General features: G+C 66.9%; 27 protein-coding genes. 9 read left to right on the top strand and 18 right to left on the bottom strand.

Annotated features, from left to right (window positions below; genetic code table 11):
• Window positions 1-110: 110 nt before the first annotated feature.
• The 3 genes from NVV90_RS05585 to NVV90_RS05575 all read right to left on the bottom strand — a co-directional run bounded on the left by NVV90_RS05585 (window position 111) and on the right by NVV90_RS05575 (window position 3138).
• Entirely contained in the window at window positions 111-545 is a 435-nt protein-coding gene (locus tag NVV90_RS05585) for a MarR family winged helix-turn-helix transcriptional regulator (protein ID WP_258440200.1), read from the bottom strand.
• A gap of 142 nt (window positions 546-687) precedes the next feature.
• Window positions 688-1887, bottom strand: a complete 1200-nt coding sequence (locus NVV90_RS05580; protein WP_258440199.1) for an amidohydrolase — start codon at window positions 1885-1887, stop codon at window positions 688-690.
• 117 nt (window positions 1888-2004) lie between these two features.
• Window positions 2005-3138, bottom strand: a complete 1134-nt coding sequence (locus tag NVV90_RS05575; protein WP_258440198.1) for a mannose-1-phosphate guanylyltransferase — start codon at window positions 3136-3138, stop codon at window positions 2005-2007.
• A gap of 296 nt (window positions 3139-3434) precedes the next feature.
• Here NVV90_RS05575 and sdhC point away from each other — a divergent pair, with 296 nt between their 5' ends.
• The 5 genes from sdhC (at window position 3435) to NVV90_RS05550 (ending at window position 7798) form a co-directional block, all read left to right on the top strand.
• Window positions 3435-3770: a succinate dehydrogenase, cytochrome b556 subunit gene (sdhC, locus tag NVV90_RS05570; protein WP_309304115.1), complete on the top strand. Its 336-nt coding sequence runs from the start codon at window positions 3435-3437 to the stop codon at window positions 3768-3770.
• A 3-nt stretch (window positions 3771-3773) separates the two neighbouring features.
• On the top strand, window positions 3774-4250 hold the full coding sequence (locus NVV90_RS05565) for a succinate dehydrogenase hydrophobic membrane anchor subunit (RefSeq protein WP_258440197.1): 477 nt from the start codon (window positions 3774-3776) through the stop codon (window positions 4248-4250).
• Window positions 4251-4345: 95 nt separating this feature from the next.
• Window positions 4346-6145, top strand: a complete 1800-nt coding sequence (sdhA, locus tag NVV90_RS05560; RefSeq protein ID WP_258440196.1) for a succinate dehydrogenase flavoprotein subunit — start codon at window positions 4346-4348, stop codon at window positions 6143-6145.
• A complete protein-coding gene (locus NVV90_RS05555) occupies window positions 6145-6927 on the top strand; it encodes a succinate dehydrogenase iron-sulfur subunit (protein ID WP_207614322.1) in 783 nt (260 codons plus the stop codon). Before sdhA ends, NVV90_RS05555 begins: the two co-directional genes overlap by 1 nt.
• Before the next feature lie 103 nt (window positions 6928-7030).
• Window positions 7031-7798 carry a carboxylesterase gene (locus tag NVV90_RS05550; RefSeq protein WP_258440195.1) on the top strand — a complete coding sequence of 256 codons (768 nt, stop codon included), beginning with the start codon at window positions 7031-7033 and terminating at the stop codon, window positions 7796-7798.
• On the opposite strand, the gene NVV90_RS05545 is transcribed toward NVV90_RS05550, so the two are convergent.
• The 11 genes from NVV90_RS05545 to NVV90_RS05495 all read right to left on the bottom strand — a co-directional run bounded on the left by NVV90_RS05545 (window position 7758) and on the right by NVV90_RS05495 (window position 17148).
• A complete protein-coding gene (locus NVV90_RS05545; protein ID WP_258440194.1) occupies window positions 7758-8879 on the bottom strand; it encodes a YihY/virulence factor BrkB family protein in 1122 nt (373 codons plus the stop codon). The two genes, NVV90_RS05550 and NVV90_RS05545, sit on opposite strands and share 41 nt — an antisense overlap.
• Window positions 8818-9501, bottom strand: coding sequence for a 2'-5' RNA ligase family protein (locus tag NVV90_RS05540; protein ID WP_258440193.1), 684 nt, complete (start codon window positions 9499-9501; stop codon window positions 8818-8820). Before NVV90_RS05540 ends, NVV90_RS05545 begins: the two co-directional genes overlap by 62 nt.
• A gap of 4 nt (window positions 9502-9505) precedes the next feature.
• Window positions 9506-10597: a tryptophan--tRNA ligase gene (gene trpS, locus NVV90_RS05535; protein WP_258440192.1), complete on the bottom strand. Its 1092-nt coding sequence runs from the start codon at window positions 10595-10597 to the stop codon at window positions 9506-9508.
• Between the two features lie 17 nt (window positions 10598-10614).
• On the bottom strand, window positions 10615-11448 hold the full coding sequence (locus NVV90_RS05530; protein WP_258440191.1) for an exodeoxyribonuclease III: 834 nt from the start codon (window positions 11446-11448) through the stop codon (window positions 10615-10617).
• 10 nt (window positions 11449-11458) lie between these two features.
• The gene (locus tag NVV90_RS05525; protein ID WP_258440190.1) at window positions 11459-12031 is read right to left on the bottom strand and encodes a hypothetical protein; all 573 of its coding nucleotides are present in this window, start codon (window positions 12029-12031) and stop codon (window positions 11459-11461) included.
• Between the two features lie 106 nt (window positions 12032-12137).
• Window positions 12138-12983: an ABC transporter permease gene (locus NVV90_RS05520; protein ID WP_258440189.1), complete on the bottom strand. Its 846-nt coding sequence runs from the start codon at window positions 12981-12983 to the stop codon at window positions 12138-12140.
• Window positions 12980-13801 (bottom strand): ABC transporter permease, encoded by an 822-nt coding sequence (locus NVV90_RS05515; protein ID WP_258440188.1) that lies wholly within the window; start codon window positions 13799-13801, stop codon window positions 12980-12982. Before NVV90_RS05515 ends, NVV90_RS05520 begins: the two co-directional genes overlap by 4 nt.
• Window positions 13802-13811: 10 nt before the next feature.
• The gene (locus tag NVV90_RS05510; protein ID WP_258441081.1) at window positions 13812-14741 is read right to left on the bottom strand and encodes an ABC transporter ATP-binding protein; all 930 of its coding nucleotides are present in this window, start codon (window positions 14739-14741) and stop codon (window positions 13812-13814) included.
• Window positions 14742-14873: 132 nt separating this feature from the next.
• Complete coding sequence (locus NVV90_RS05505) at window positions 14874-15176, bottom strand: SHOCT domain-containing protein (RefSeq protein WP_258440187.1); 303 nt, start codon at window positions 15174-15176, stop codon at window positions 14874-14876.
• 155 nt (window positions 15177-15331) lie between these two features.
• A complete protein-coding gene (locus NVV90_RS05500; RefSeq protein ID WP_258440186.1) occupies window positions 15332-15997 on the bottom strand; it encodes a response regulator transcription factor in 666 nt (221 codons plus the stop codon).
• Window positions 15994-17148: a sensor histidine kinase gene (locus tag NVV90_RS05495; RefSeq protein WP_258440185.1), complete on the bottom strand. Its 1155-nt coding sequence runs from the start codon at window positions 17146-17148 to the stop codon at window positions 15994-15996. Before NVV90_RS05495 ends, NVV90_RS05500 begins: the two co-directional genes overlap by 4 nt.
• A gap of 194 nt (window positions 17149-17342) precedes the next feature.
• Here NVV90_RS05495 and NVV90_RS05490 point away from each other — a divergent pair, with 194 nt between their 5' ends.
• The gene (locus NVV90_RS05490; protein WP_258440184.1) at window positions 17343-17801 is read left to right on the top strand and encodes a CHRD domain-containing protein; all 459 of its coding nucleotides are present in this window, start codon (window positions 17343-17345) and stop codon (window positions 17799-17801) included.
• Between the two features lie 115 nt (window positions 17802-17916).
• On the opposite strand, the gene NVV90_RS05485 is transcribed toward NVV90_RS05490, so the two are convergent.
• Together NVV90_RS05485 and glyA are read right to left on the bottom strand one after the other, a co-directional pair.
• Window positions 17917-18831 (bottom strand): bifunctional methylenetetrahydrofolate dehydrogenase/methenyltetrahydrofolate cyclohydrolase, encoded by a 915-nt coding sequence (locus NVV90_RS05485; RefSeq protein ID WP_258440183.1) that lies wholly within the window; start codon window positions 18829-18831, stop codon window positions 17917-17919.
• Between the two features lie 142 nt (window positions 18832-18973).
• Entirely contained in the window at window positions 18974-20266 is a 1293-nt protein-coding gene (gene glyA / locus NVV90_RS05480) for a serine hydroxymethyltransferase (protein WP_258440182.1), read from the bottom strand.
• Window positions 20267-20491: 225 nt separating this feature from the next.
• Here glyA and purU point away from each other — a divergent pair, with 225 nt between their 5' ends.
• The 3 genes from purU to NVV90_RS05465 all read left to right on the top strand — a co-directional run bounded on the left by purU (window position 20492) and on the right by NVV90_RS05465 (window position 22725).
• Window positions 20492-21352 carry a formyltetrahydrofolate deformylase gene (gene purU / locus NVV90_RS05475; protein ID WP_258440181.1) on the top strand — a complete coding sequence of 287 codons (861 nt, stop codon included), beginning with the start codon at window positions 20492-20494 and terminating at the stop codon, window positions 21350-21352.
• A 94-nt stretch (window positions 21353-21446) separates the two neighbouring features.
• On the top strand, window positions 21447-22106 hold the full coding sequence (locus NVV90_RS05470; RefSeq protein ID WP_258440179.1) for a class I SAM-dependent methyltransferase: 660 nt from the start codon (window positions 21447-21449) through the stop codon (window positions 22104-22106).
• A gap of 91 nt (window positions 22107-22197) precedes the next feature.
• A complete protein-coding gene (locus NVV90_RS05465) occupies window positions 22198-22725 on the top strand; it encodes a gamma carbonic anhydrase family protein (protein WP_258440178.1) in 528 nt (175 codons plus the stop codon).
• A gap of 80 nt (window positions 22726-22805) precedes the next feature.
• Here the strand turns inward: NVV90_RS05465 and NVV90_RS05460 are convergent, their stop codons facing one another.
• Together NVV90_RS05460 and NVV90_RS05455 are read right to left on the bottom strand one after the other, a co-directional pair.
• Window positions 22806-24536 (bottom strand): NAD(P)/FAD-dependent oxidoreductase, encoded by a 1731-nt coding sequence (locus tag NVV90_RS05460; protein ID WP_258440177.1) that lies wholly within the window; start codon window positions 24534-24536, stop codon window positions 22806-22808.
• A complete protein-coding gene (locus NVV90_RS05455; protein ID WP_258441080.1) occupies window positions 24533-25963 on the bottom strand; it encodes an amino acid permease in 1431 nt (476 codons plus the stop codon). The genes NVV90_RS05460 and NVV90_RS05455 overlap by 4 nt, the downstream gene beginning before the upstream one ends.
• Between the last annotated feature and the right edge of the window lie 78 nt (window positions 25964-26041).

The following is a 26041-nucleotide window of genomic DNA, read 5'->3' as shown; positions in this document are numbered from 1 at the left end:
CCTTTTCTGTGTGGATTTCCTGAGCGCGAACGGGCAGATAATGCCCTCAATCCGTTGATTTCAGGGCATTATCTGCCAGTTCGCGCGGGGGTGGGTGGCGCGGAGAAGCGTCAGGGTGAGTCGTGGAGGGCGGCCGTGAGGCGGGCGAGGGTGCCGTGCAGCTGGGTGAGCTCTGCCGGGGTGAGTCCGGCGGCGTCGGCCAGGCGTTGCGGCACGGCCTGTGCTCCGGCGCTGAGCTCGCGGCCGGCGTCCGTCAGCAGGACGTCGACCCGGCGTTCATCCTCGGCTGAGCGGCGGCGTTCCACGAAACCCAGGGATTCGAGCCTCTTGAGCAGCGGCGACAGGGTGCCGGAGTCCAGGCCGAGCTCCTCGCCGATTTCCCGGACGCTGCGGGGGTCCTGCTCCCACAGGACCAGCATCACGAGGTACTGCGGATACGTCAGCCCGAGTGCGTCCAGCAACGGCCGGTAGACCGCCGTCGCGGCCTTGGACGCCGAGTAGAGCGCAAAACAGACCTGGTGCCGGAGGCGGGGAGCTTCACTCATGGAGTAAACGATAGCCCACAATTAAATTGTGCACAACTTAATTCCGGGAAGGGAAGCGCGAACGGGCAGTTGCGGCCCTGAAAAACGCTGTTCAGGGGGCCGCAACTGCCCGTTCGCGCTGGGATTCTCGCGCTGGAGGTTCCTAGACGCCGCGGATGGTGCGCAGCGCGGCGGCCGTGAGCACGCGGATGGCGCAGCCGAGGGCGCGCTCGTCCACGATGAAGTCGCCGCGGTGGAGATCGTACTCCTCGCCGCCGGGAACGTGCGTGCCCAGGCGCATCATGGCGCCCGGGAGGTCTGCCAGGAACCAGGCGAAGTCCTCGCCGCCCATGGACTGCGGCGTCAGGACCACGGCATGCTCCCCCAACTCGGCGCGGGCGGCCGCCTCGATGATGGCCGTCTCGTGCTCGGAGTTGACCACGGGCGGGACGCCGCGGGTGTGCTCCAAGTGGACGTCCACTCCGTAGGGCGCGGCAACCTGCTGCACGACGTCGTCGAGCAGTTCCCCTGCGCTGTGCCAGGCGTCGCGGTCCAGGCAGCGCATGGTCCCGGCCATGTAGCCGTTGGCGGGGATGGCGTTGGGCGCCGAGCCTGCCGAGATCTGGCCCCACACCACGGACACGCCGCTGCGGACGTCCACGCGGCGGGACAGCACGGCCGGGACGTTGATGGCGATCTGGGACAGTGCGAAGACCAGGTCCTCGGTCAGGTGCGGGCGGGAAGTGTGGCCGCCGCGGCCGGTCAGCTCGATCTTGATGGTGTCCGAGGCGGAGGTGATGGCGCCGATGCGCGTGCCGATCTGGCCGACGTTGATGCGCGGGTCGCAGTGCAGGGCGAGGATGCGCGGCACGCCTTCCAGGACGCCCTGTTCGATGCAGGACAGCGCGCCGCCGGGCATGGTTTCCTCGGCCGGCTGGAAGATGATGCGCACGGTGCCGCCCAGCGGGGTGCTTTCGTGCATCCGCTGCAGCACCAGGGCAATGCCCAGCATGGTGGCGGTGTGGATGTCGTGCCCGCAGGCGTGGGTGACGCCGTGGTTCTTCGAGGCGAACGGAAGGCCCGTCTCCTCGATGATGGGCAGGGCGTCGATGTCGCCGCGGAGGGCGGTCGCGATGGGGCCCTCGCCGATGTCCACCGTCAGCCCCGTGCCTTCCAAGCGCCGGGGCTTCAGCCCGGCAGCTTCCAGGCGCTCGACGAGCTTGTCCGTGGTGCGGAACTCCTTGAAGGAAAGTTCAGGGTGCGCATGCAGGTCACGGCGGAATTCGGTCAGTTCCGGCAGAAGGTCGTCCAGCCAGGGCCCCACAACGGGGGTCGGCTCGGTTTCAGTCGAGTAATTGCGCACGTCACAACCATAGCCATCCGCGCCCGGCCGCGCCTGAAAGTCGCCTCTTGGTTACGCCGTGTTCACTCTTTGCGGTCCCGGGGGACGAACGACGGTATAAGCGCGGGGCCTGAGGTCCTAGAGAACGTCCGTGTCGCCGCTGGCCTTGAGCGCGTCAACCGTGCCCTTGACCAGCTGGGCGTGCTCCTTGGTGGTGACCAGGAGGGCATCCGGGGTATCAACAATGACCACGTCCTTGATGCCGATCAGGGCAATGACGCGCTTCGTGTCCGACACCACCACGCCGCTCGCGTTCTCGGCGAACACACGGGCGCCTTCGCCGAGGACCGTTACTTCGTCCACGTCGCCGGCATTGTTGAGGCGGCCGATGGCGGCAAAGTCACCGACGTCGTCCCAACGGAAAGTGCCAGGCACGACGGCGACGTCCCCGGCCGCCGCTGCCGGCTCCGCCACGGCGTAGTCGATGGCGATCTTGGGCAGGGTGGGCCAAACACGCGCGGTTACTTCGGCGCGTCGCGGCGTGTCCCAAGCATCGGCGATCTCCTGGAGGCCGGCGAACAACACCGGCTGGTTGGCTTCGAGGTGCTTGAGCATGAGATCCACGGGAGCCACGAACATGCCTGCATTCCAGACGTAGTCCCCCGCCTCCACGTACTTCTTGGCCACCTCTTCACTCGGCTTCTCCACGAACTCGACCACGGTGTGCGCGTTCGGGGCGCCTTCTACGTTCAGGGCCACACCCGAGCGGATGTAGCCGAAGCCCGTGGAGGCGTGGGTCGGCTTGATGCCGATGGTCACGATCTTCCCCGTGGCTGCGGTATAGATCGCCTCGCGCACGGTTTCCTGGAAAAGCTCGTCCGGGCTGATGACCTGGTCCGCGGCGAAGGAGCCCATGATCGTGTCCGGATCGCGGCGGTGCAGGATGGCGGCTGCGAGTCCGATCGCGGCGCCGGAGTCCTTGGGCTCGCTCTCGAGGACCAGTTCGTCGTCGGAGACCTCGGGGAGCTGCCGGCAGACGGCGGCGCGGTGGGCAACGCCCGTGACCACCAGGATGCGGTTGCCGGCCAGCGGACCCAGGCGATCGTAGGTGGACCGCAGCAGGGTGCTTCCCGAGCCCGTCAGGTCATGGAGGAATTTGGGTGCGGCGGCACGCGAGAGCGGCCACAGCCGCGTCCCGACTCCGCCGGCAGGGATGACCGCGTGGAAGCGGCTCAGTGGCGAATTCGGGGTGCTCGCGTTGTCTGTACTCACCGCAGTACCTTATCTGACGCAGGTGGATATCGGCGGACAGGCACGGATATGTGGCCTTTGTCTCACGAACACCCCCGATTTGCCGCTATTCCGCGAAACTCACGCAATTGCGGGGACATCAAGGGGTGCCTAAATTGAATAAGCTGTGAGCGAAGCCTAGATTTAGGCCTGAGCTACGAGTGCTCTCGCAGCAGGCGTTCCCCCCGCGTGGTCCCATGCCAGCGCCGCTGTGTTGCAGGAAGGTTTATTCAGTGCCGACAAAACCAGCTGGCACCTTGTACCGCGGCCGTGAAGGCATGTGGTCCTGGGTTGGACACCGTATTACCGGTGTAGTGATCTTTTTCTTCTTGTTGGTCCATGTGCTGGACACCTCATTGGTGCGCGTGTCCCCTGAGGCCTACACCGCCGTTATCGGCGCATACAAGAACCCCCTGATGGCCCTTGGCGAAACCGGCCTGGTCGCCGCAATTGTGTTCCACGCCTTCAACGGCCTGCGCGTCATCGCCGTCGACTTCTGGAAGAAGGGTGCAAAGTACCAGCGCCAGATGCTGTGGATCGTACTGGCACTGTGGCTGGTCACCTTCGCCGCCTTCGCCATCCGCCACCTTTCCCTCGCTCTGGGAGGCCACTAAGCCATGACCACCATCCAGAACCCGCGCAGCGGAAACATCGGATCCGGCAAGATTGCGCCCAAGTACAACCGCACCGGCGGCAGCAAGGGCAACTTCGAGATGCTGGCCTGGCTGTTCATGCGCCTCTCCGGCGTCGTCCTGGTGGTCCTCATCTTCGGCCACCTCTTCGTGAACCTGCTGGTGGGCGAAGGCATCCACGCCATCGACTTCGGCTTCGTTGCCGGCAAGTGGGCCGACCCGTTCTGGCAGATCTGGGATCTTGCCATGCTGTGGCTGGCCATGCTGCACGGCACCAACGGTGTCCGCACCATCATCAACGACTACGCCGAAAAGGACTCCACGCGCTTCTGGCTCAAGGTAGTCCTCTACGCCGCCACCACGGTCATCATCATTCTTGGCACCCTGGTGATCTTCACGTTCAACCCGTGCCCCGTCGTCGACGGCGTTCAGCTGCCCGGCGGTTTCTGCCCGGCGCCGTAACGGCTCCCGCGCCGCCGCCGGCCCGGGCCGGCAGTGCGCAACTCAGCGGAGCAGCCTCCGCCGACCATCTGAATTAGAGAGAAAGAGCATCTAGTATGCAGGTCCACAAGTACGACGTAGTCATCGTCGGCGCCGGCGGCGCCGGCATGCGCGCGGCGATCGAATCCGGCCAGCGCGCACGAACAGCGGTACTGACCAAGCTCTACCCCACCCGCTCCCACACCGGTGCGGCACAGGGTGGCATGTGTGCAGCATTGGCCAACGTCGAAGAAGACAACTGGGAATGGCACACCTTTGACACCATCAAGGGCGGCGACTACCTGGTTGACCAGGATGCGGCCGAGGTCATGGCGAAGGAAGCCATCGACGCCGTGCTGGACCTGGAAAAGATGGGCCTGCCGTTCAACCGCACGCCCGAAGGCCGCATTGACCAGCGCCGCTTCGGTGGCCACACCCGCGACCACGGCAAGGCTCCGGTCCGCCGCGCATGCTACGCCGCCGACCGCACCGGCCACATGATCCTGCAGACGCTGTACCAAAACTGCGTCAAGCACAACGTCGAGTTCTACAACGAGTACTACGTCCTGGACCTGCTGATGGTCGAAGAAGACGCAGTGCGCGAAGACGGCACGCCGTACAAGCAGAAGCGCGTTGCCGGCGTGGTCTCCTACGATCTCGCCTCGGGCGAACTGCACGTCTTCCAGGCCAAGTCCGTGGTCTTCGCCTCCGGCGGCGCCGGCAAGGTCTTCAAGACCACCTCCAACGCCCACACCCTCACCGGTGACGGCATGGGCATCGCCTTCCGCCGCGGCATCCCCCTGGAAGACATGGAGTTCTTCCAGTTCCACCCGACCGGCCTCGCCGGCCTGGGCATCCTCCTCACCGAAGGTGCGCGCGGTGAAGGTGCCATCCTGCGCAACTCGGAGGGTGAGCGCTTCATGGAGCGCTACGCCCCCACCATCAAGGACCTCGCACCGCGTGACATCGTGGCCCGCGCCATGGCCAACGAAGTCCGTGAAGGCCGCGGCTGCGGCCCGAACAAGGACTACGTCCTCCTGGACCTGACCCACCTGGAACCGGCCCACATCGAGGCCAAGCTCCCGGACATCACCGAGTTCGCCCGCACCTACCTGGGTGTGGAGCCGTTCACGGATCCGGTCCCCGTCTTCCCGACGGCGCACTACGCCATGGGCGGCATCCCCACCAACATCACCACCGAGGTGCTGCAGGACAACGACACGATCGTGCCGGGCCTGTATGCCGCCGGTGAGGTTGCCTGCGTCTCGGTGCACGGCTCCAACCGCCTGGGCACCAACTCCCTGCTGGACATCAACGTGTTCGGCAAGCGCGCCGGCATCGCCGCCGCCGAGTACTCCAAGACGGCCGACTTCGTCGAGCTGCCGGAGGACCCGGAAGCAATGACCCGCGGCCTGCTCTCCGGTCTCCTCGAGGGCAACGGCACCGAGCGTGTTGCGCAGATCCGCAAGGAACTGCAGGACACCATGGACGCCAACATGCAGGTGTTCCGCACCAAGGAATCCCTCGAGAAGGTCCTCAGCGACATCGACTCCTTCGAAGAGCGCTACAAGAACGTCACGGTCCAGGACAAGGGCAAGCGCTTCAACCTGGACCTGCTGGAGGCCGTTGAACTCGGCTTCCTCCTGGACATGGCCAAGGTCATGACCGTTGGTGCACTGCACCGCGAAGAGTCCCGCGGCGGCCACTACCGCGAGGACTTCCCGGACCGCAATGACGAAAAGTTCATGAAGCACTCCATGGCTTACCTGGACTCCTCCGTCACCGTCGACTCGTCGGCCGAATCCGTTGCGGGCATCCGTCTCGAGACCAAGCCCGTTGTCTTCACCCGTTACGAGCCGATGGAGCGTAAGTACTAATGACTACCGAAATGGCAGAGCCCGCTTCCAAGATCGAGCTTCCGGCGAGCGTGGCCGGCGACGGTGAAATCCCCACGTTCCACATCACCCTGCGCGTCCGCCGCTACGACCCCGAGGTTTCGGAAGAAGCCCGCTGGGACGACTACAAGCTGACGATGTACGGCACGGACCGCGTGCTGGATGCCCTGCACAAGGTCAAGTGGGAAATCGACGGCAGCGTCTCCTTCCGCCGCTCCTGCGCCCACGGCGTCTGCGGTTCCGATGCCATGCGCATCAACGGCCGCAACCGCCTGGCCTGCAAGACGCTGCTGAAGGACCTGGACACCACCAAGCCCATCACCGTTGAACCGATCAAGGGCCTCCCCGTGGAGAAGGACCTGATCGTGGACATGGAGCCGTTCTTCCAGTCCTTCCGCGAGGTCATGCCGTTCCTCATCAACAAGGGCCACGAGCCCACCAAGGAACGCCTGCAGTCCGTCGAGGACCGCGAACGCTTTGACGACACCACCAAGTGCATCCTGTGCGCTGCCTGCACCTCGTCCTGCCCGGTCTTCTGGACCGACGGCCAGTACTTCGGCCCGGCAGCGATCGTCAACGCCCACCGCTTCATCTTCGACTCCCGTGATGACGCCGGCGACATGCGCCTGGAGATCCTCAACGACAAGGAAGGCGTGTGGCGCTGCCGCACCACCTTCAACTGCTCCGAAGCATGCCCGCGCGGCATCCAGGTGACGCAGGCAATCGCCGAGGTCAAGCAGGCCATCCTGGCCCGCAAGATCTAGTCCGCCGGTCACCCTAAGGACAGCACGACGGCGCCGCTCACCACTGATGGTGAACGGCGCCGTCGTCGTTAATACGGTCAGCGACAATCACAAGGAGATCAGCGTGTCCAAGTCGGAGAAGATCAGTTTCGAAGGCAGCAGCGGCGAGATGCTGGCTGGAACCGTGGATGTGCCCGAAGGCCCGGTGCGCGGCTGGGGCGTGTTCTCGCACGGCCTGACGCTCGGCAAGGACAGCCCGGCCGCGTCCCGCATCTGCAAGGGCCTGGCGGACCAGGGCGTGGGCATGCTGCGCTTCGACAACCTTGGCCTGGGCGGTTCGGGCGGCGAGTGGTCGGCCGGCTCCTTCAGTGTCAAGGTGGCGGACACCGTGCTGGCCGCGGAGTTCATGCGGGCCCAGGGCCGGGAGGTCTCGCTGCTGGTGGGGCACTCCTTTGGCGGGGCCGCGGTGCTGGCCGCCGCACGCAGCGTTCCCGGGTTGGACGCCGTGGTCACCGTGGGTGCCCCGTTCGAGCCCAAGCACGTGGAGCACATGTTCGACGCCGAGATCGGCACCATCCTGAACGAGGGCAGCGCCGTGGTGGACCTCGGCGGGCGGCGCATGGAAGTGCGCCGGCACTTCGTGGAGGACGTGGAGGCCGCGGATCTCCGCGACTGCATCCGGACGCTGCACAAGCCGCTCCTGGTGATGCATTCCCCCACCGACAACACCGTGGGGATCGACAACGCCAGTGAGATCTTCCGCACGGCCCGGCACCCGCGCAGCTTCATCTCGCTCGAAGGCAGCGAGCACCTTCTCACCGGGAAGGGTCAGGCAGCCCGCGTGGCCCGCATCATCGCCGCGTGGGCCGAGCAGTACCTCGACGCCGTTTAGCGTCCGCAGGCGCGTGGGGCGGGACGTGCCGGGAGCCAAGCGCCGACTTGGCCGGCGGCCCGGCCTCGCCGAGGTCGGCTTCCCGGATGGCTGCCCAGGCGGCGGCGAGCAGGTAGACCTGGCTGACCAGGTTGAACCAGATGAGCAGGCCGATGATGATGGCGAAGGGCGCGAGGACGGGGTTCTGGCCTGCCCGGGCCAGCAGTTCGGTGCTGAAGACCTGCAGGAGGGTAGTGCCCACCCCGGCCAGGGCCGTGGCCTCCAGGAACGTCCGCCTGCCCAGTTTCAGGCCGCCCGCCAGGCGGAACATGATGGCCGCCGTCGCCCAGTTCAGCAGCAGCGGCACCGCGACCTTCACGATTCCGGCCACCGGCCCGGCCACGGCCTCGTCCAGGCGCAGGAGCCCGATCAGCCAGCCCGCGGCGGTGCCGAAGACCAACGACACACCGGCGCTCAGGACCAGGACCACGCCGAGCAGCAGGAGCGTCGCAGCGTCCCCCAGCTTCAGCAGCACGGGGTTCCGTTCGAGGGCGGGCAGGCGCAGGACGCCGCGCAGGCCGTCCCGGACCCCGCTCATCCAGCCGAGCGAGGTGAACACGGTGACCGCTGCCGCGATGGCGGCGGTCAGGCCCAGCCCGGAAGGATTCAGAAGCTGCTCCGGCTCCACCAGGCCCTCGCCGCCGTCGAGCTTCAACAGTCCCGGCGCGGCCCGGGAGACACTCTCGATGATTGAATCCACCAAAACAGGGTTGCTGCTCAGGACCAGGCCCGCCAGGGCAAAGCCCGTGGCGAGGAGGCCCGTGATGGAGAAGAACATGGTGAAGCCGATGCCGGCGCTCAGGAGGGGTCCGTGCTGCAGCGCGTAGTGCTGCCAGGCGCGCAGCGGCAGCACCGTGGAGAGCCTGGCCTGCAGGAGGCTGAACAGGACCGGCGCCGATTTCAGGACGCCCTGGCCGGAGCGGCGGGCGTGGCCCCATTCCTGCCTGCGCCGGATCAGCCGGAGCTTGAGCTTGGCGCGCTCAGTTGGCAGCGGCGGCTTGTCCGCTGCTCGGGCTGGATTCCGCTTCGCGTGCTTCGTCACTGTCGCTGCCAAAGTCCAGCTCTTCCCGTAGCTGCCAGATGCCGTCGGTATCGTGCTCGTAAAGTCCCATGCTAACCACAGGGAAAGTGGCGCTGTAGTTCTGCAGGACCGTTTCGGCCTCATCGAGGCTTTCCGGGGCGACATCGTGGGCCACCGTGACGTGCGGGTGGTACGGGAAGGGCAGCAGCCGCTCAAGCGGGCCGGTCTGCAGCCGTTCATGTAGCCGGACGCACTCCTCGAAGCCGTCCTCCACATTGACGAACACCACCGGGGAAACCGGCCTGAACGAGCCGGTGCCGGAGATGGTGATGCTGAAGGGGGCCTGCTGCCGGGCGACCTCCCGGACGTGGTCACGCGTGGCGTCCCAGTCCTGGGTGGGCGTGGTGGTGATCAGCGTGATGTGGGCCGGAATGACCTCCGCCATGGGGTCCCCGAAGGAGGCACGCCATTGCTGGAGCTCTTCGGCGATCTCCGGCGGGAAGCCGAGGATGACGCCCACGCACAAGCTGTCCCCGGTACCGCAGCCGGTACCGGAGACAGGCTGCCGGCGCGCATCAACGTCCGGACCGCCTGCACCCCGGGGGGACGCGGTCTCAGCGTTGAGCTTGCCGGCGGCGCACATGGGCTTAGCGGTTTCCCTGGGCTCCGCCGTACGGCAGGAAGCCGACCTTGGCGTAGACGTCGGCCAGGGTGGCCGAGGCGATCTCGCGGGCCTTGGTGGCGCCGTGGGCCAGGAGGCGGTCCAGTTCGGCCGGGTCGGCCAGGAGTTCGTTGGCGCGGTCCCGGATCGGGGCCAGGTGCCCCGAGACGAGCTCGGCCAGGTCGACCTTCAGGTGGCCGTACATCTTGCCTTCATAGTCCGCCACGATCTTCTCGACCGTCTGGCCGCTGATGGCGGAGTAGATGCTCAGGAGGTTGGAGATGCCCGGCTTGGTCTCGCGGTCGAAGCGGATCTCCGTCTCGGTGTCCGTGACGGCGGACTTGATGCGCTTGGCGGTGACCTTCGGATCGTCCAGCAGGTTGATCAGGCCCGCGGGCGACTCGGCCGACTTGGACATCTTGGCCGTGGGGTGCTGCAGATCGTAGATCTTGGCCGATTCCTTCTGGATGAAGGCCTGGGGGACCTGGAAGGTCTCACCGTAGCGGCTGTTGAAGCGCTGGGCGAGGTCGCGGCTGAGCTCAATGTGCTGCCGCTGGTCTTCGCCCACGGGTACTCCGTGTGGCTGATACAGCAGGATGTCGGCTGCCTGCAGGATCGGGTACGTGAAGAGCCCGACGCTGGCGTGATCCGAACCGTGCTGCAGGGACTTGTCCTTGAACTGGATCATGCGCGAGGCCTCGCCGAAGCCGGTGATGCAGCCCAGGACCCACGCCAGCTGGGCGTGTTCGGGAACCTGGGACTGGACGAACAGCGTGCACTTGTCCACGTCCACGCCGCCGGCGATGTACTGGGCAGCGGTGATCCGGGTGCGGCGGGCCAGCTCCACCGGGTCCTGCGGCACGGTGATGGCGTGCAGGTCCGGGATGAAGAAGATGGCATCGTACTCGTCCTGCATGCGGACCCAGTTCACCAGGGCGCCGAGGTAGTTGCCCAGGTGCAGGGAGTCGGCCGAGGGCTGCATGCCGGACAGCACGCGGTGCTTGGCCCCGGCAGCAAGTTTGGTGGAGGTGGCCGTCGCGGCGGACACGGCGGTTTCAGTTGTGGTGGAGCTCGTCATGGGGAAACTTTCGGGGCTTAGAGCCGGTAGTCCACTACCAGCGGTGCGTGGTCGGAGAAGCGGGTGTCATATGACGCCGCCCGGTCCACCACAGCCGAGACAGCGGCTGCGGCAAGGCCCGGGGTGGCCATGTGGTAGTCGATGCGCCAGCCTGTGTCCGTGTCAAAGGCCTGGCCGCGCTGGGACCACCACGTGTAGGGGCCAGCGACATTTCCTGCCAGACCCCTGTGGACATCCCTCCATCCGATTTCTTCACCGAAGAAACGGTCGAAGTACGCACGCTCCTCGGGCAGGAAGCCGGCACGCTTGACGTTGCCCTTCCAGTTCTTGATATCGAGTTCGGTGTGGCCCACGTTGAGGTCGCCCACCACCAGCGCGTGGGCGCTGTGCTTGGCGAGCTCGGGCAGGCGGGTGCTCATGACGTCCAGGAAGCGGTACTTGTCCACCTGCTTGGGGGTGTCCACCTCGCCGGAGTGCACGTAGGCGCTCACAACGGTCAGGGTGGTGTCCTCGCCGGCGGCGGTCTTCAGCGCGTAGTCGGCCTCGATCCAGCGCCCGGTGGTGGCAAAGTAGTCGTCGCCGATGCCGACGCGGGTAGCGTCGGGTTCCTGGCGGGAGGCGATCGCGACGCCGGCGCGGCCCTTGGCCTCGGCTTCGGCGTGCAGGATGTGCCAGCCTTCGCCGATCAGCTGGTGGACCACCTCGTCAGGGGCACGGACTTCCTGCAGGCAGAGGATGTCCACGTCACGGGGCTCCAGCCATTCGGCCATGCCCTTCTTGTAGGCGGCACGAATGCCGTTGACGTTGACCGATGCGATGCGAAGGAAGTCCTTCTTCAATGCCGTGCTCACCCGCCCTACTCTAGTCGATGATGGTGCCGCTGACGGGCTCCTCGGAGCCGCCCGAGGACTTGATCATGTCGCGGGCGTTCGTGGACGTGATGGCGATGGTCTCGAGGGCACGGTTGATGGTGTCCTGGTCCGCGGAAACGCCCTTGGCGCGCTCGTCCTCGACCACGCGGACCTGCACCTGGACGATCTTGAAGGAGTGGTCCAGCTTGAGGTCACGGATCTCGTCCGCCTCGTTGCGCTCGGACACCACTCGGGTGCCGCCCTGGTCCGCACTGCCCGACGACGGCGCGCGGCCGGCTGCCGCGTTGAACGCGTTCTGGGCTTCCGTCAGCTTGGCTCCGGCGCGCTGGGCTGCCTTCTGGATGCTGAACACCACGAAGGCGGCGAGCAGGAGCCAGCCGAAGGAGACCACGGCCACGATCCAGCCCACCACATCGTTCTGGTTGGCGGCGAAGATGACGGCCACCAGGAACGCGGTGATCACCACCGCCATGCCCAGGCCGCCGATGCGGAAGCCCTTCAGGACACCCTTCGCAGGCTGGGAGGACGGTGCGGAAGACTGGGGGTCGCCAAGAGATTGCATGGATCAATTGTCGCAAACCCCGGAGTATGCCTGCGCCATTCCACGGATGGCGAACACGGCGGGGGCGGGGCCGGCTGCCGCGGCCCCTGGCTGCCGCGGCCGGGGCCTACTTCAGGAACAGCTGGCGCAGGCGTCCCGTGGTGAGCATGATGCCCAGGACGATCATCACCAGGTAGTAGCCCACGTGCACGGCGGTAGCGGGGCTGAAGGAGCCGATGCTGATCTGGCGCAGCAGCTCCACCCCGTGCCAGAGGGGCATGGCCTGGATGAGCCACTGGATGGCCTGCGGGTAGACGCTGAGCGGGTAGAACGTGGCGCTGAAGAGGAACATCGGCAGCATGAAGAAGTTGATCCAGTCCATCTGCTGGAAGGTCTTCATGAAGCTGGTGATGCCCATGCCGAAGCTCGCGAAGCCGAAGGCGATGAGCACCGAGGCCGGGACCATGAGCACGGCCCACGGCGTGGTGATGAGGCCCATGACGCCCATGACCGCGGTGAAGCCGGTGGCGTAGAGGAGTCCGCGGAGCAGGGCCAGGAAGATCTCGCCGATGGCCACGTCCATGGGCCCCAACGAGGTGTAGAGCATGCCCTGGTAGAGCTTGGCGAAGTTCATCTTGAAGAAGACGTTCCAGGTGGAGTCATACACCGCACCGTTCATGGCGGACACGGCCAGGAGCGCCGGGGCGATGTAGGCGGCATAGCTGATGTCCTGCCCGCCGGGGCCCTGGACGGTGCCCACGATCGAGCCAAGGCCCACGCCCATGGCGATCAGGTACAGCACCGGTTCGAAGAAGCCGGACACCAGGATGAGCCAGGTGCTGCTCTTGGCCGCCATGAGGCCGCGGGAGACAACGGCCAGGGCGTTGCGGGAGTACAGCGGCCCGAAGCTGCGCTGACGGGCCGCCTCCGGGGCGCTGCGGGGTCCCGTTTGTCCTTCGGCCACGGCGCTCATGAGCCCATCCTTTTGGCGAATTGGCGGCGCGTCAGCACCCATCCGGCGGAGGCCGTGGCCATCAGGAACACGAGGTGCGCCAGGGTCAGCAGCGGCGGCTCCTCGAGTCCGTAGCTCAGCACCCGGCCCAGTTCCGTGCCGTGCCACACCGGCGAGATCCAGCCGATCCAGCGCACGGCCAGCGGCAGCGAATCCAGGGGGAAGAACGTCCCGGAGAACAGGAACAGCGGCATGACGATGAAGCGCTGCACCAGGGCGAACTGGCCCGAGTCCTTGGTCAGGCTCGAGGCGTAGGCCATCAGGGGCAGGCCGAAGGAGAGCGCCGCCAGCGTGGCCACCAGCGCCGACAGCCACCCCCAGCCGCTGGGGGAAGCCCCGAAAAGCGCGACGACGGCGAAGTAGATCAGCGATTGGAGCAGGAACCGCAGCGTGCTGGCCATGATGTGGCCGGCGGCGATCTGCTGCGGAACCAGCGGGGAGGCGTGCGGGCCGAAGAACACGCGCCGCCATTTGAAGCCGTCCATGATCGGGTAGGAGAACTCGCCGGAGGCCGTCATGACCGCCGCCGAGACGAGCAGCGCCGGGGCGATGAAGGACAGGTAGCTGACGCCGCCGAACACGCCTCCCGCGTTGGCATCCACGAGGCTCGCCAGACCCACGCCCATGGCGAAGAGATAGGCCACCGGCTGCCCCACGCTGTACAGGAACACGGACCAGCCGTAGCCGCGCATCACCCGCAGCACCTGTTCGGCATAAAAGAACGAACCCCAGCGCCGGGCGCGGGCGGCAGAGACGGCCGGGGCGTGGGCGCTAATCAACTGTTCCCCGCTAATCAACGAGGCTCCGGCCGGTGAGCCGGAGGAACACGTCCTCCAGCGAGGAACGGCGCACCAGCGATGTCAGCGGGCGCAGCCCGCGGGCCGTGACCTGTTCCAGGGCGGCCTCGCCGTCGTCGGCGTAGATCAGCACGCGGTCCGGGAGCGCCTCGAGGCGCTCGCCGATGCCCTGGAGCTCGGCGCCGATGCCGGCGTTCCGTTCGGAGCCGAACCTGAGCTCGAGGACCTCGCGGGTGGAGTGCTCGCGGATGAGGCTGGCGGGCGAGCCTTCGGCCATGATGCGGCCCTTGTCCACCACGATCAGCCGGTCGCACAGCTGTTCCGCCTCGTCCATGTAGTGGGTGGTCAGGATGAGCGTGACGCCCTGCTCTTTGAGCCGGAAGAGCCGGTCCCAGAGCGTGTGGCGGGCCTGCGGGTCCAGGCCGGTGGTGGGCTCGTCGAGCAGCAGGATCCGGGGCTCGTTGATGAGGGCACGCGCAATGGTGAGGCGCCGCTTCATCCCGCCGGAGAGGGCGTCCACCTTGGACTTGGCCTTGTCCGTCAGCTGGGCGAATTCGAGCAGTTCGTCGGCCTTGGGGCGCAGGTAGCTCAGCGGCAGCCCGAAGTAGCGGCCGTAGACGATGAGGTTTTCACGGACACGCAGTTCCTCGTCCAGGTTGTCCTGCTGCGGCACCACCCCCAGGTGGGCACGGACTTCCGGGCCGTGGCTGTCCGGATCCAGGCCCATGATGCCGAGCTCGCCCGACGTCCGCCGGGACACGCCGCCGATCATCTTCATGGTGGTGGACTTGCCGGCACCGTTGGGGCCCAGCAGGCCGAAGGACTCCCCCGCCGGAACCTCGAAGGAGATGGAATCGACGGCGGTGAGCTCGCCGTATGTCTTGGTGAGGTTCCGGGCGCTGATGACGATGGGTGGGTTCATCTGGAAGCTGGCTGACGTGGAGGCGGAGCGGATGGCTTCATTGTGCACCCTTAGCAGGCTAGTGGAGCCAGGGGATACGTGAAAGGCCCCTTGCAGAGTTTTCTGCGAGGGGCCTCTCGAATCCGCCGTTTGCTAGGGCTTGGGCTGCGAGCGCAGTACCTCCAGGCGCTGGCGGAACTCCGTTTCGTCGATCTCGCCGCGTGCGTACCGCTCCCGCAGCACGCCCTCGGCGCCCTGGGTGGCGGCCCAGCGGTGGTTCCGGCGCCAGGTCCGGCGGCCGACGAAGACGAACAGGAGGACTATCAGGATCCAGAACAGCGGGAACAGCAGGAAGAACGGCCAGAATCCGCCGTCTCCCCAGGGTCCATGCGCGACGACGGCGGCCGGCAGCTGTGCCGCGGCTCCCCCGATGGTGGTGGTCAATGCAGTCAACATGGCGATGATCCAAACTCTCTGCCCCGCCGCTCCGGCCGGGCAAGCCGTGTTTCGGCTCTGGTTCGAGTCTGTCTGTTGGCCGTTTCATGCGCGTCCGCTGCGGGGATGCACTTGCGCGTGCGGGCGTACTCCGCCGGGAGACGGACGGCTCCGCATCAGCTGCTCCAGCCGGGCTGGACCAGCCCCGATTCATAGGCCAGGACCACCAGCTGGGCCCGGTCCCGGACCTGGAGTTTGGTCATGATGCGCGATACGTGCGTCTTGGCGGTCAGCGGCGTGATGAACAGCTGCTCCGCGATCTCCGCGTTGTTCAGGCCTTCGCCCACCAGTGCCAGGACCTCGCGTTCGCGGCCCGTGATCTGCCCCAGCGGCACGGTCCGGGCGGCCGCCCGGCTGTGCATGGCCAACTGGGCCATGATGCGGCGGGTCACGGACGGCGAAAGGAGGGCATCGCCGTCGTGCACTACCCGCACGGCACGGATCAGCTCCTCCGGTTCGGTGTCCTTGACGAGGAACCCCGCGGCGCCCGCCCGGACGGCTTCGGCGATGTACTCGTCCAGTTCGAAGGTTGTCAGGATGATGACGCGCGTCTGCGCGAGGCGCGGCTCGGCCAGGATCTGCCGTGCCGCGGCGAGGCCGTCTCCGTCCGGCATGCGGATGTCCATGAGGATGACGTCCGGGGCTTCGCGCATCGCCAGCCGCACGGCCTCGCGGCCTGTCCCGGCCTCGGCCACCACCTCCATGTCCGGCTCGGCGTCCAGCAGGGCCCGGAATCCGGCCCTGATGAGGGTTTGGTCGTCGGCGAGGAGAACACGGATCACTGGTGCCCGCTTTCGGTGGTGTTTGGCTGGGCTGCCGGCAGGAGCGCTTCGACCCTGAGGCCCGGGGCCAGTTCGCTCAAGGTAAGCGTCCCGCCCAATGCGGCCGCCCGCTCCCGCATCCCCGTGAGGCCGTTGCCGGGGAGCGCCCCGCGCATGCCCCCGCCGTCGTCGTCGATCCTCACCACCAGGCTGCCGTCCTTCAGCTCCAGGCTCACGACGGCGGACCCGGCACCAGAGTGCCTGCCGACGTTGGTCAGCGCCTCCTGGACGATGCGGTAGGCCGATTCCTGCTCCGCCGGAGCAATCCGGTCCGGCTCCGCACGGTTGTCATAGCGGAGCTCCAGGCCGCCCAGCCGGGCGTTCTGGACCAGCTCCGGGATCCTGGCCAGGCTGGGCCGTGCCGCCGGGCTGAGCGGGACGTCGTCGCGCAGCACGCCGAGCAGCTGGCGGACCTCGGCCAGGGACTCCTTGCTTGCGGTCTTGATGGCTTCCAGGGCCGGGCGGAGCCGCTCCGGATCGCTGGCGCCCAAGTGAAGCGCCACGGATGCCTGCACGTTGATCATGGACAGGGAGTGGGCCACCACGTCATGGATGTCCCGGGCGAGCGTGAGCCGGTACTCGTCGCGTTCTGCCTGTTTTGAGGCCTCGCGCCGGCGCCGGTACTCGGCCATGCGCTCGCCCCGGCGGCGGAAGCCCTCCCCCATCAGGACCAGGATCGCCGCCCAGGCCACACCGGCGGAGGCCCGGACGGGCCAGGCATCATCCCCCGCCAGGTACGAGGACACCACCACGGCGGCGGCACAGATCCCTGCCCCCAGCCAGGCCTGCCCGCGGAGGCCGGCTGCCGCCGTCAGGAGAATCGACAGGGCGAGCGAGAAGGCAATGGGCCCCCAGGCGTAGCCGAAGAGGAGGTAGCCGAAGGTGGCGGCCAGGGTGACGGGCAGCATGGCCGCCGGCACGCGTTTCCGCAACGCCAGGGCTGCCGGTCCTGCCAGAAGCAGGACAAAGGCGAGCGCATCCAAGGGGCGCTGTGCCGGCTGATGGCTTGCCGCGAACAAGGTGCCCAGCACCTGCACCAGGGCCACCGCGATAACGAGGAAGCTCGTGGGCGGACCGGCAAAACGGCGTGGTCCAGGGAAACGGCGCTGCATGATCTGAGCCTAGCCGGAGAGAGCCCGCGCGTCGTCGGGCTGACGGAGCAGGGTGCCTACTCCCGCAGGAGTAGGCACCTGGCCTGTTGCCGCAGGGTCTGTTGCCTCAAGGTCTGTTGCGGCGGCAGGTGGCGGCGTAGCGTGAACACCGCCGGGGGTGCCAACAATTCGGATGCCGGATGTGAGGACAAATCATGCAGAGAATGGACCGCACGAGAGTACGGAAAATCGCGGCGGCGGGAGCCATTGCGGCTCTCGTTTCCGTCGGCGCGGGCGCCGGTGCCGCCGGTGCCAATCCAGGCGGCGTTCCCGCCATACCGCTGAACACCGAACAGGAGGTCACCGGCTCCAATACGGGCGCCAACGGCTTTTTCTCTTACACCATCGACGGGGACCAGCTCTGCTACACCATGAGTGCCCGGAACCTGTCCCTGCCGGCCACGGCGGCCCACATCCACCTTGCGCCACGGAACGTTGCCGGGCCGGTGCTGGTTCCGCTCACGGTGGGATCGGGCAGCAGCTGGACGGTTTCGGCCTGCGCCGCCGCGGATGAAGCCGTACTGCAGGCCATTGCCGACAGCCCGCGCAGCTATTACGTCAATGTCCATACCCCGACCTTCCCGGGCGGAGAGATCCGGGGACAGCTGAAATAGCAGCAGGCGGCGAGAGGGGTCGTTAACGGGGCAGGGCGCCCGCTCCTGTGGGAGCAGGCGCCCTGCCTGATGTTTGTGCTGCCGGCGTGCTGCTTAGCGTCGTGGCCGCGCCTGGCTAGGCGATGCCGGCCTTGTCCTGCAGGGCCAGCTGGCGTTCGGCGGCTTCGACCACGTTGGTCATGAGCAGGGCCACCGTCATGGGACCAACGCCGCCGGGGTTCGGAGAAATCCAGCCGGCCACCTCCGCAGCGGCGGGGTCGATGTCGCCGTGGACCTTGCTCTTGCCCGTGGCAGCGTCGGTCTCACGGGTGACACCGACGTCGAGCAATGCGGCGCCCGGCTTCACGTCCGAGGCCTTGACGATGTGCTTCACGCCGGCCGCGCCCACGATCACATCGGCCTGGCGGAGCAGCTCCGACATGTTGGTGGTGCCGGTGTGGGTCAGGGTCACCGTGGCGTTGATCTCGCGGCGGGTCAGGAGCAGGCCGATGGACCGGCCGATCGTGACGCCGCGTCCCACCACCACTACGTGCTTGCCCTTGAGGTCATAGCCGTTGCGCAGCAGCAGCTCAATGACACCGCGGGGTGTGCAGGGCAGGGGCGTGTCGATGGGGCCGTTGACGTTGAGCACAAGACGGCCCAGGTTGGTCGGGTGCAGGCCGTCGGCGTCCTTGGCGGGGTCGATCCGCTCAAGGATGGCGTCCGTGTCAATGTGCTTGGGCAGCGGCAACTGCACAATGTACCCGTGGCATCCGGGATCCGCATTGAGTTCGTCAATGAGGGCCTCAACCTCGGCCTGGGTGGCGTCCGCGGGCAGCTCACGCTGGATTGAATTCATCCCGATCGCCACCGACTGCTTGTGCTTCATGGACACGTACAGCTGCGAGGCCGGGTCCGCACCGACCAGCACGGTCGCGATTCCGGGGATGACGCCACGGGACTTCAGGGCCGCCACTCGTTCGGTCAGTTCTGCCTTGATGGCTGCGGCGGTGGCCTTGCCGTCAAGGATCTGTGCGGTGGGCTGTGTCATTCCGTCTGCTCTTTCTTGTGGGTGAGCTGTTGGGGGGCTCATGCCAACGGGATCCGCCGCCTGGTGTGGGGCGCCGGATCCCGTCAGCTGATCCGGATCGGTGTCCGGGGGTGTTCGTGTCAGTGCTCCGAGAGGGAGCGGGTTACCACTGCTCGTGCTGCGGGTACAGCGGGAAGTCGGCGGCCAGCTTGTCGACGCGGGTCTGGAGGGACTCGACGTCGGTGGCGGAGCCGGACTTCAGCGCGGTGGCGATGATTTCCGCGACCTCGGTGAACTCTGCGGCGCCGAAGCCACGCGTGGCCAGGGCCGGGGTGCCGATCCGGAGGCCGGAGGTGACCATCGGCGGGCGCGGGTCGAACGGCACGGCGTTGCGGTTGACGGTGATGCCCACCGAGTGCAGGAGGTCTTCGGCCTGCTGGCCGTCCAGCTGCGAGTTGCGCAGGTCCACGAGGACCAGGTGGACGTCCGTGCCGCCGGTGAGGACCGAGACGCCGGCGTCGGCGACGTCGGACTGGTTCAGGCGGTCGGCGATGATCTTGGCGCCTTCGAGGACGCGCTCCTGGCGCTCCTTGAATTCCTCGCCGGCAGCGATCTTGAAGGCCACGGCCTTGGCGGCGATGACGTGCATGAGCGGGCCGCCCTGCTGGCCCGGGAAGACGCTTGAGTTGAGCTTCTTGGCCCACTCCTGCTTGGCCAGGATCACACCGGAGCGGGGGCCGGAGAGGGTCTTGTGCACGGTGGAGGTCACGACGTCGGAGTACGGGACCGGGCTCGGGTGCAGGCCTGCTGCGACCAGGCCGGCGAAGTGTGCCATGTCCGTCCAGAGCAGGGCGCCCACCTCGTCGGCGATGGAGCGGAAGGCTGCGAAGTCGAGGTGGCGCGGGTAGGCGGACCAGCCGGCGATGATGACCTGCGGCTTCTCGGCGATGGCCTGCTCGCGCAGCTTGTCCATGTCGATGCGGAAGTTGTCTTCTTCAACCTGGTAGGCGGCTACGTTGTAGAGCTTGCCGGAGAAGTTCAGCTTCATGCCGTGGGTCAGGTGTCCGCCGTGGGCCAGGGACAGGCCCAGGATCTTGTCACCGGGGGTGATCATGGCGGACAGTGCCGCGGCGTTGGCCTGGGCACCGGAGTGCGGCTGGACGTTGGCGTACTCGGCGCCGAAGAGGGCCTTGACGCGGTCGATGGCGAGCTGCTCGGCGACGTCGACGTATTCACAGCCGCCGTAGTAGCGGCGGCCCGGGTAGCCCTCGGCATACTTGTTGGTCAGCACGGAGCCCTGGGCTTCCATGACGGCGCGGGGGGCAAAGTTTTCGGAGGCGATCATTTCCAGGGTGCCGCGCTGGCGGCCAAGTTCCTGGTCAAGGACCGCGGCGATCTCGGGGTCAAGCTCGGCAAGCGACTGGTTGCTGATGGTCGCGGAGGTGGTAGTAGTCACGAAGAACTCCTGGCTAGGCAACGGGGTACTGCTACAGGTCAGGCTACCGGCAGGGCTGTTGCCGCGTCCCTCTCATTACGAGGGATGGCACCGGTAAAACGTGACCCTCGGCCCAGGCGTACGATCCGTGGTCTTCATGATTGCCGCTCCCTGGTGGTACACCACCCAACGCCAGTTGCGACGCCTTAAACAGTACAACAAGGGAGCCCGGGTAGGCTTGACTGTGTGACTGAATCCACCCTGCCTGCCGCTTTTGTCGTAACACTGTCCTGCCCGGACCGTCCCGGAATCGTCCATGCGGTGGCCGGAGCCCTGCTGGAGGCCGGATGCAACATCGCAGACTCGCAGCAGTACGGCAGCCCCAGCACCGGCAACTTCTTCATGCGCGTGGAGGCGACCACGTCGTCCACGCAGGCCGAGCTCGGCGTGGCACTGGCCCCCGTGGCCGAAGCCTTCGGCATGACCTGGCAGATCAACCCCGTGGGCCGGAAGGTCCGCACCATCATCCTGTGTTCCAAGGACGCGCACTGCCTCAACGACCTCCTGTTCCAGCAGCGGGCCGGCACCCTGCCGATCGAGGTCCCGGCCATCGTCTCCAACCACAGGGATCTTGAGGAACTGGCCGACTTCTACGGCATCCCGTTCCACCACATTCCCGTGACGCCTGAAACCAAGCCGCAGGCCGAAGCCCGGCTCCTGAAGCTGATCGCCGAGCACGACGTCGAGCTGACCGTCCTCGCCCGGTACATGCAGGTGCTCTCCAACGATCTGTGCACGGAGTTGAACGGCAAGGCCATCAACATCCATCACTCGTTCCTGCCATCCTTCAAGGGCGCCAAGCCGTACCACCAGGCGCACGCGCGCGGCGTGAAAATCATCGGCGCCACTGCCCACTATGTGACGGCCGACCTCGACGAAGGTCCGATCATCGAGCAGGAAGTCATCCGCGTGGACCACGCCCGCACGGCTGCCCAGTTTGTCCAGATGGGCCGCAACGTCGAAGGCCGTACCCTGGCCCAGGCCGTGCAGTGGCACGCCGAACACCGTGTGCTCCTCGACGGCACCCGGACCGTGGTGTTCAACTGACGGGATCCCCGCCCAAGTAACTCGCAGTAGTGGTTGTTCTGAGCCCCCAGAACAACCACTACTGCCAGCCAGTTGGGCGTTCTAGGCTGGACCCATGCAGGGCATCCCTGAACCAGCCGAGCACGAGGCAGACCTCGCCGCGTTCTACGACCGCCAGGCTCCGGTCCGGAACACGCGTTCCCTGACTCCGCACCGGGTCGAATGCCGCGAGTGGTTCATCCGCCTGCTCAAGGACGAGCACCGGCACGCGGTGTTCGAACTGGGTTGCGGTACCGGCGTCGAAGGTTTGGAGTTCGTCCGGGCAGGACTGCACTACACCGGCGTGGACCTGTCCGAGGAAAGCATCCACCTGGCCCGCGGCAACGGACTCGACGCCACAGTCGCCAGCGGGCGCAGCCTCCCGTTCCCGGACGGCGCCTTCCCTGCCGTGTGGACGATGAGCACCCTTTTGCACGTCCCCAACAGCAGAATCCACGACGTCGCCGGCGAACTCGTGCGGGTCAGCGCACCCGGCGCGCCGATCGCCGTCGGGCTCTGGTCAGGTGACGATGAAGAGGTCCTCAACCCGGAGGACCTGGAGGAACCCCGGCGGTTCTTCAGCCGCCGCAGCGACGAGACCGTGCAGGGGATCTTCGGCGAGCACGGCACCGTGGAACACTTCCGGACCTGGCCCGAAGGAACGGGCGACGAATCCGGCCCAGGCGCGGGGCAATGGGTGCAGCACTACCAGTTCCTGGTGCTGCGCACGCCCTGACCCAACTAAGGGACAGCACATGTCGCTATGAGTCGCTATGAGTGCTTGTAGCGACGTGTGCTGTCCCCTAGTTGGGAAATAAGCTGGGGTCATGGCTCCCTCTTACACTTTCGCCGGGGATACCCCGGCCATCCATGACTCCGCCTTCGTGGCACCCACCGCGTCGATCATCGGCAAGGCCAGCCTGGGCGAAAACTCCAGTGCCTTCTACGGCGTCTCCGTGCGCGCGGACACCGCTGCCATCAGCGTGGGCGCCGGTTCGAACCTGCAGGACAACGTGGTCCTGCACGCCGATCCCGGCTTCCCCTGCACGGTGGGCGAGCGTGTCAGCGTGGGGCACTCTGCGGTGGTGCACGGCTGCACGGTGGAGGACGACTGCCTCATCGGCATGAGCGCCACCATCCTTAACGGCGCCGTGATCGGGACCGGCTCGCTCATCGCTGCCGGTGCCGTGGTCCTCGAAGGGACCATCATCCCGCCGCGTTCCCTGGTAGCCGGCGTCCCGGCCAAGGTCCGCCGCGAGCTGAGCGACGAAGAGTTCGAGGGCGTCAAGCACAACGCGGCCCACTACCGGGAACTCGCCGCGGCGCACCGGGAGATGCACGCAGAATTGGCCTAGAACCCGCAATGCGGGGCCCGCTCTGCTTTCCTGGAGGTCCTCCAGGAAAGCAGAGCGGGCCCCGCAACTTTTGTGCCGGGTCAGTCCAGGCTGATGGGGCCCAGTTCGTCCAGCAGCTCGCCGGGACCCGGGTTGCCGGTGTGCGAGGCTCCACCGAGGTGGTTCACCACGCCCCAGACGGCGTTCAGGCCCGTGGTGACGGCACCTTCGGCCCAGCCTGCGGTGAACGAGACGTCGTCCCCGGCCAGGAAGATGCCGCGCTGGCTCTCCGGCAGCTTGTCCTGCTTGAAGTGCGTGAACAGGCGCTGCTGGTAGCGGTAGTGCCCCGGCAGGTTGGCCTTGAACGCGCCCATGAAGTTGGGGTCGGCCTCCCAGGACACCGTGATCGGCTGGCCCACGATGTGGCTGGCGATGTCCACACCGGGGTAGATCTGTTCCAGGGAGTGCAGCATGAGCTTGACGCGCTCCTCGGCGCTGAGCGAGAGCCACTTCAGGGCATCGTCGTTCCACGTGTAGGACAGCAGGATCACGGCGGGCTTGTCCGGGCCGTCGTCGAGCAGGTACGTCGCCCGGTTGAGCCGGTCCGTGAGTGTCATGGACAGCGTTTCGCGGCCCGTCTTGGGGTCGATGTCCTTCCAGAACGGCCGGTCCACCATCACGAACGTCTTGGACGACTGCATGTAGTGGCTGCGCTCGATGGCGGTCCACAGCTCCGAGGGGAACAGCGACTCCTCGGTGTGGATGCGCGTAGACAGCAGCCAGGACTGGCACGTGGTCACCACGGCGGGGTAGGCGGTTTCGCGGCCCCAGCGCTCGCGCACCAGGAGCTCGCCGTTGTCCGCACGGCTGATGTTGTCCACGGCGCCGCGCGGGGAACCGGAGTGCAGGGAGGCCAGGGAAGTGCCCTCGGGCCAGTGGGCCATGCCCGACGGCGCGTGGTGCCAGAGCGCTTCCGGCAGCCGCTGCGCTCCCCCGGTGATGAGACGGTGCTGGTCGTCGGCGTCCGTGTAGACCACCCGCAGGATTTCCAGGATGGAGTTGGGGAAGTCGGTGTCCCAGCCGCCGGTGCCGAAGCCGACCTGCCCGAAGGCCTCGCGGTGGGCGAAGCCGGCTTCCTTGAAGGACTCGCTGGCGGCGATGAAGCCGTAGAACGTCTGCTCGTCCAACTGCGGGAGCAGGGCGTTCCACAGTTCCTTGATCCGCTTGGTGTCGCGGGCCTTGATGGCCTCCTGCATTTCGCTGAAGGCGGCGCCGTCGTTGACGGCGGCCTTCCAGGCGGCGGCGACCTCGTGGAAGAACTCCGGGAGCTCGTCAGCCGTGGCCGCGTAGTGTTTCTTGCCGGCGAGCTCGATGACGGTGCTGGAGGTGGCCGGGGCCAGCGGGTTCGGGAAGTCCTGCGTGTCCAGGCCCAGGAGATCCACATAGTGGTAGAACGCCTTGCCGGAGACCGGGAAGCGCATGCCGCCCAGGTCTGCCACCACGCCGGGCGCGGAGGGGAAGCTGGCCGTCCGCAGGCGGCCGCCGATCTGGTCCGCCTCGAAGACCACGGGCTTGAGCCCGAGCTTCATGAGCTCGTAGGCGGTGACCAGCCCGGACAGCCCGGCGCCGATCACGGCCACCTCCGTGCCGTACAGCTCCGGGGGCACAGCGCCGAGGCCGTCCGGGTGTGCCAGGTAGTGGTCGTAGCTGAACGGGAAGTCCGGGTTCAGCATGGTGATGGGGGCATCCGCGGACGGGGCCGCGACAGCTTCGGCAGTCCCGGGGGCGAGTTCGGTGGTCAACTCGGTGGTCAACTCGGTGGCGATGGTCATGAGTTTGCTGCTTTCACAGGTTCCGGGCTCACGGCCCTGGTGGTCAGTTCACGGTAGTCCTGCTCACTGAGCGCGGCTACCTTGGAGTTCCGGCGTCCATAGCCGAAGTAGAAGGCGGCGCCCACCAGCATCCAGACGCCGAAGGTAATCCAGGTGTCGGCGCCGAGGTTGAGCATCAGATAGGCACACATCAGGGTGCCCAGCACCGGCGTGATCGGGTACAGCGGGACCCGGAAGCTCCGCTCAAGATCGGGGCGGTTGCGCCGGAGATAGATAACGGCGACGTTGACGAGCGCGAAAGCGAACAGCGTGCCGATGCTGGTGGCGTCTGCCAATGCACCCAGCGGGACCAAGCCAGCGGTGAGTGCGACGGCGGTACCCACAATGAGCGTCCCGGCAACCGGGGTGCCGGTGCGGCGGGAGACACGACCGAACACCTTGGGCACCATGCCGTCGCGGGACATCGAGAGCAGGATTCGCGTCTGGCCGTAGAGAACGGTGAGCACGATGCTGGCAATGGCGAGTACGGCGCCGGCAGAGAAGACCAGCGCCATCCAGGGCTGCCCGGTGATCTCGTGAAGTATCTGCACCAGGGCAGCTTCAGTACCGTCGAACCAACCCCAGGGGCGGGCCCCGATGGCGGCGACCGCAACCAGCACGTAGATGCTCGTGACGATCACCATGGAGAGCATGATGGCGCGGGGCAGATCACGCTTGGGGTTCCGGGCTTCCTCGCCGGCAGTGGAGGCGGCATCGAAGCCGATGTAGGAGAAGAAGACGCTTGACGCTGCGGCGGACACACCCGCAGCGCCCATCGGCAGGAGCGGCTCGAAGTTGCCCGTGTTGAAGGCGGTGAAGGCCACTGCGCAGAAGAAGACCAGGATGCCGACTTTAAGGATGACGATGGCGGTGTTGATCCACGCACTTTCACGTGCGCCCCGGACTAGCAGAATCATGGCAAGTACCACGATGACCATGGCGGGCACGTTCACCACGCCACCGTCTCCCGGCGGCTGGCTCATCGCATCCGGCAGGAACTGCCCAAAGGCGGCCAGTGTTTCGTTGACGTACTGCCCGGCGCCCACGGCAACCGCGGCGACGGACACGGCGTATTCCAGGACGAGGCACCAGCCACAGATCCAGGCCATTCCCTCGCCCATGGTGGCGTAGGAGTACGAATAGCTGGAACCCGCCACGGGCACCAGTCCGGCCATTTCGGCGTAGGACACTGCCGAGAGGAGCGCAGCCAGGCCGGCGATGACGAAGGAGATCCAGATCGCCGGACCGGCCAGTGGCACGGATTCGCCCAGGATGACCAGGATGCCGGTACCGAGCGTGGCCCCGACGCTGATCATGGTCAGCTGCAGGACGCCGAAGCTGCGCACCAGCGGCGTGCCGCCCTCGCTGCTTCCGGCTTCGCTGACCATCTGGCCAATCGGCTTGCGGCGCAAAAGCTGAGCGCCCAGGCCCGGCCTGGCAACGCCGGCCGCGGTTGAGTCTTTGGT

Source organism: Arthrobacter sp. CJ23 (assembly GCF_024741795.1).
Classification (GTDB): domain Bacteria; phylum Actinomycetota; class Actinomycetes; order Actinomycetales; family Micrococcaceae; genus Arthrobacter.
The sequence above is the reverse complement of the archived record's forward strand: the minus strand, read 5'-3'. Positions and strand labels throughout refer to the sequence as shown.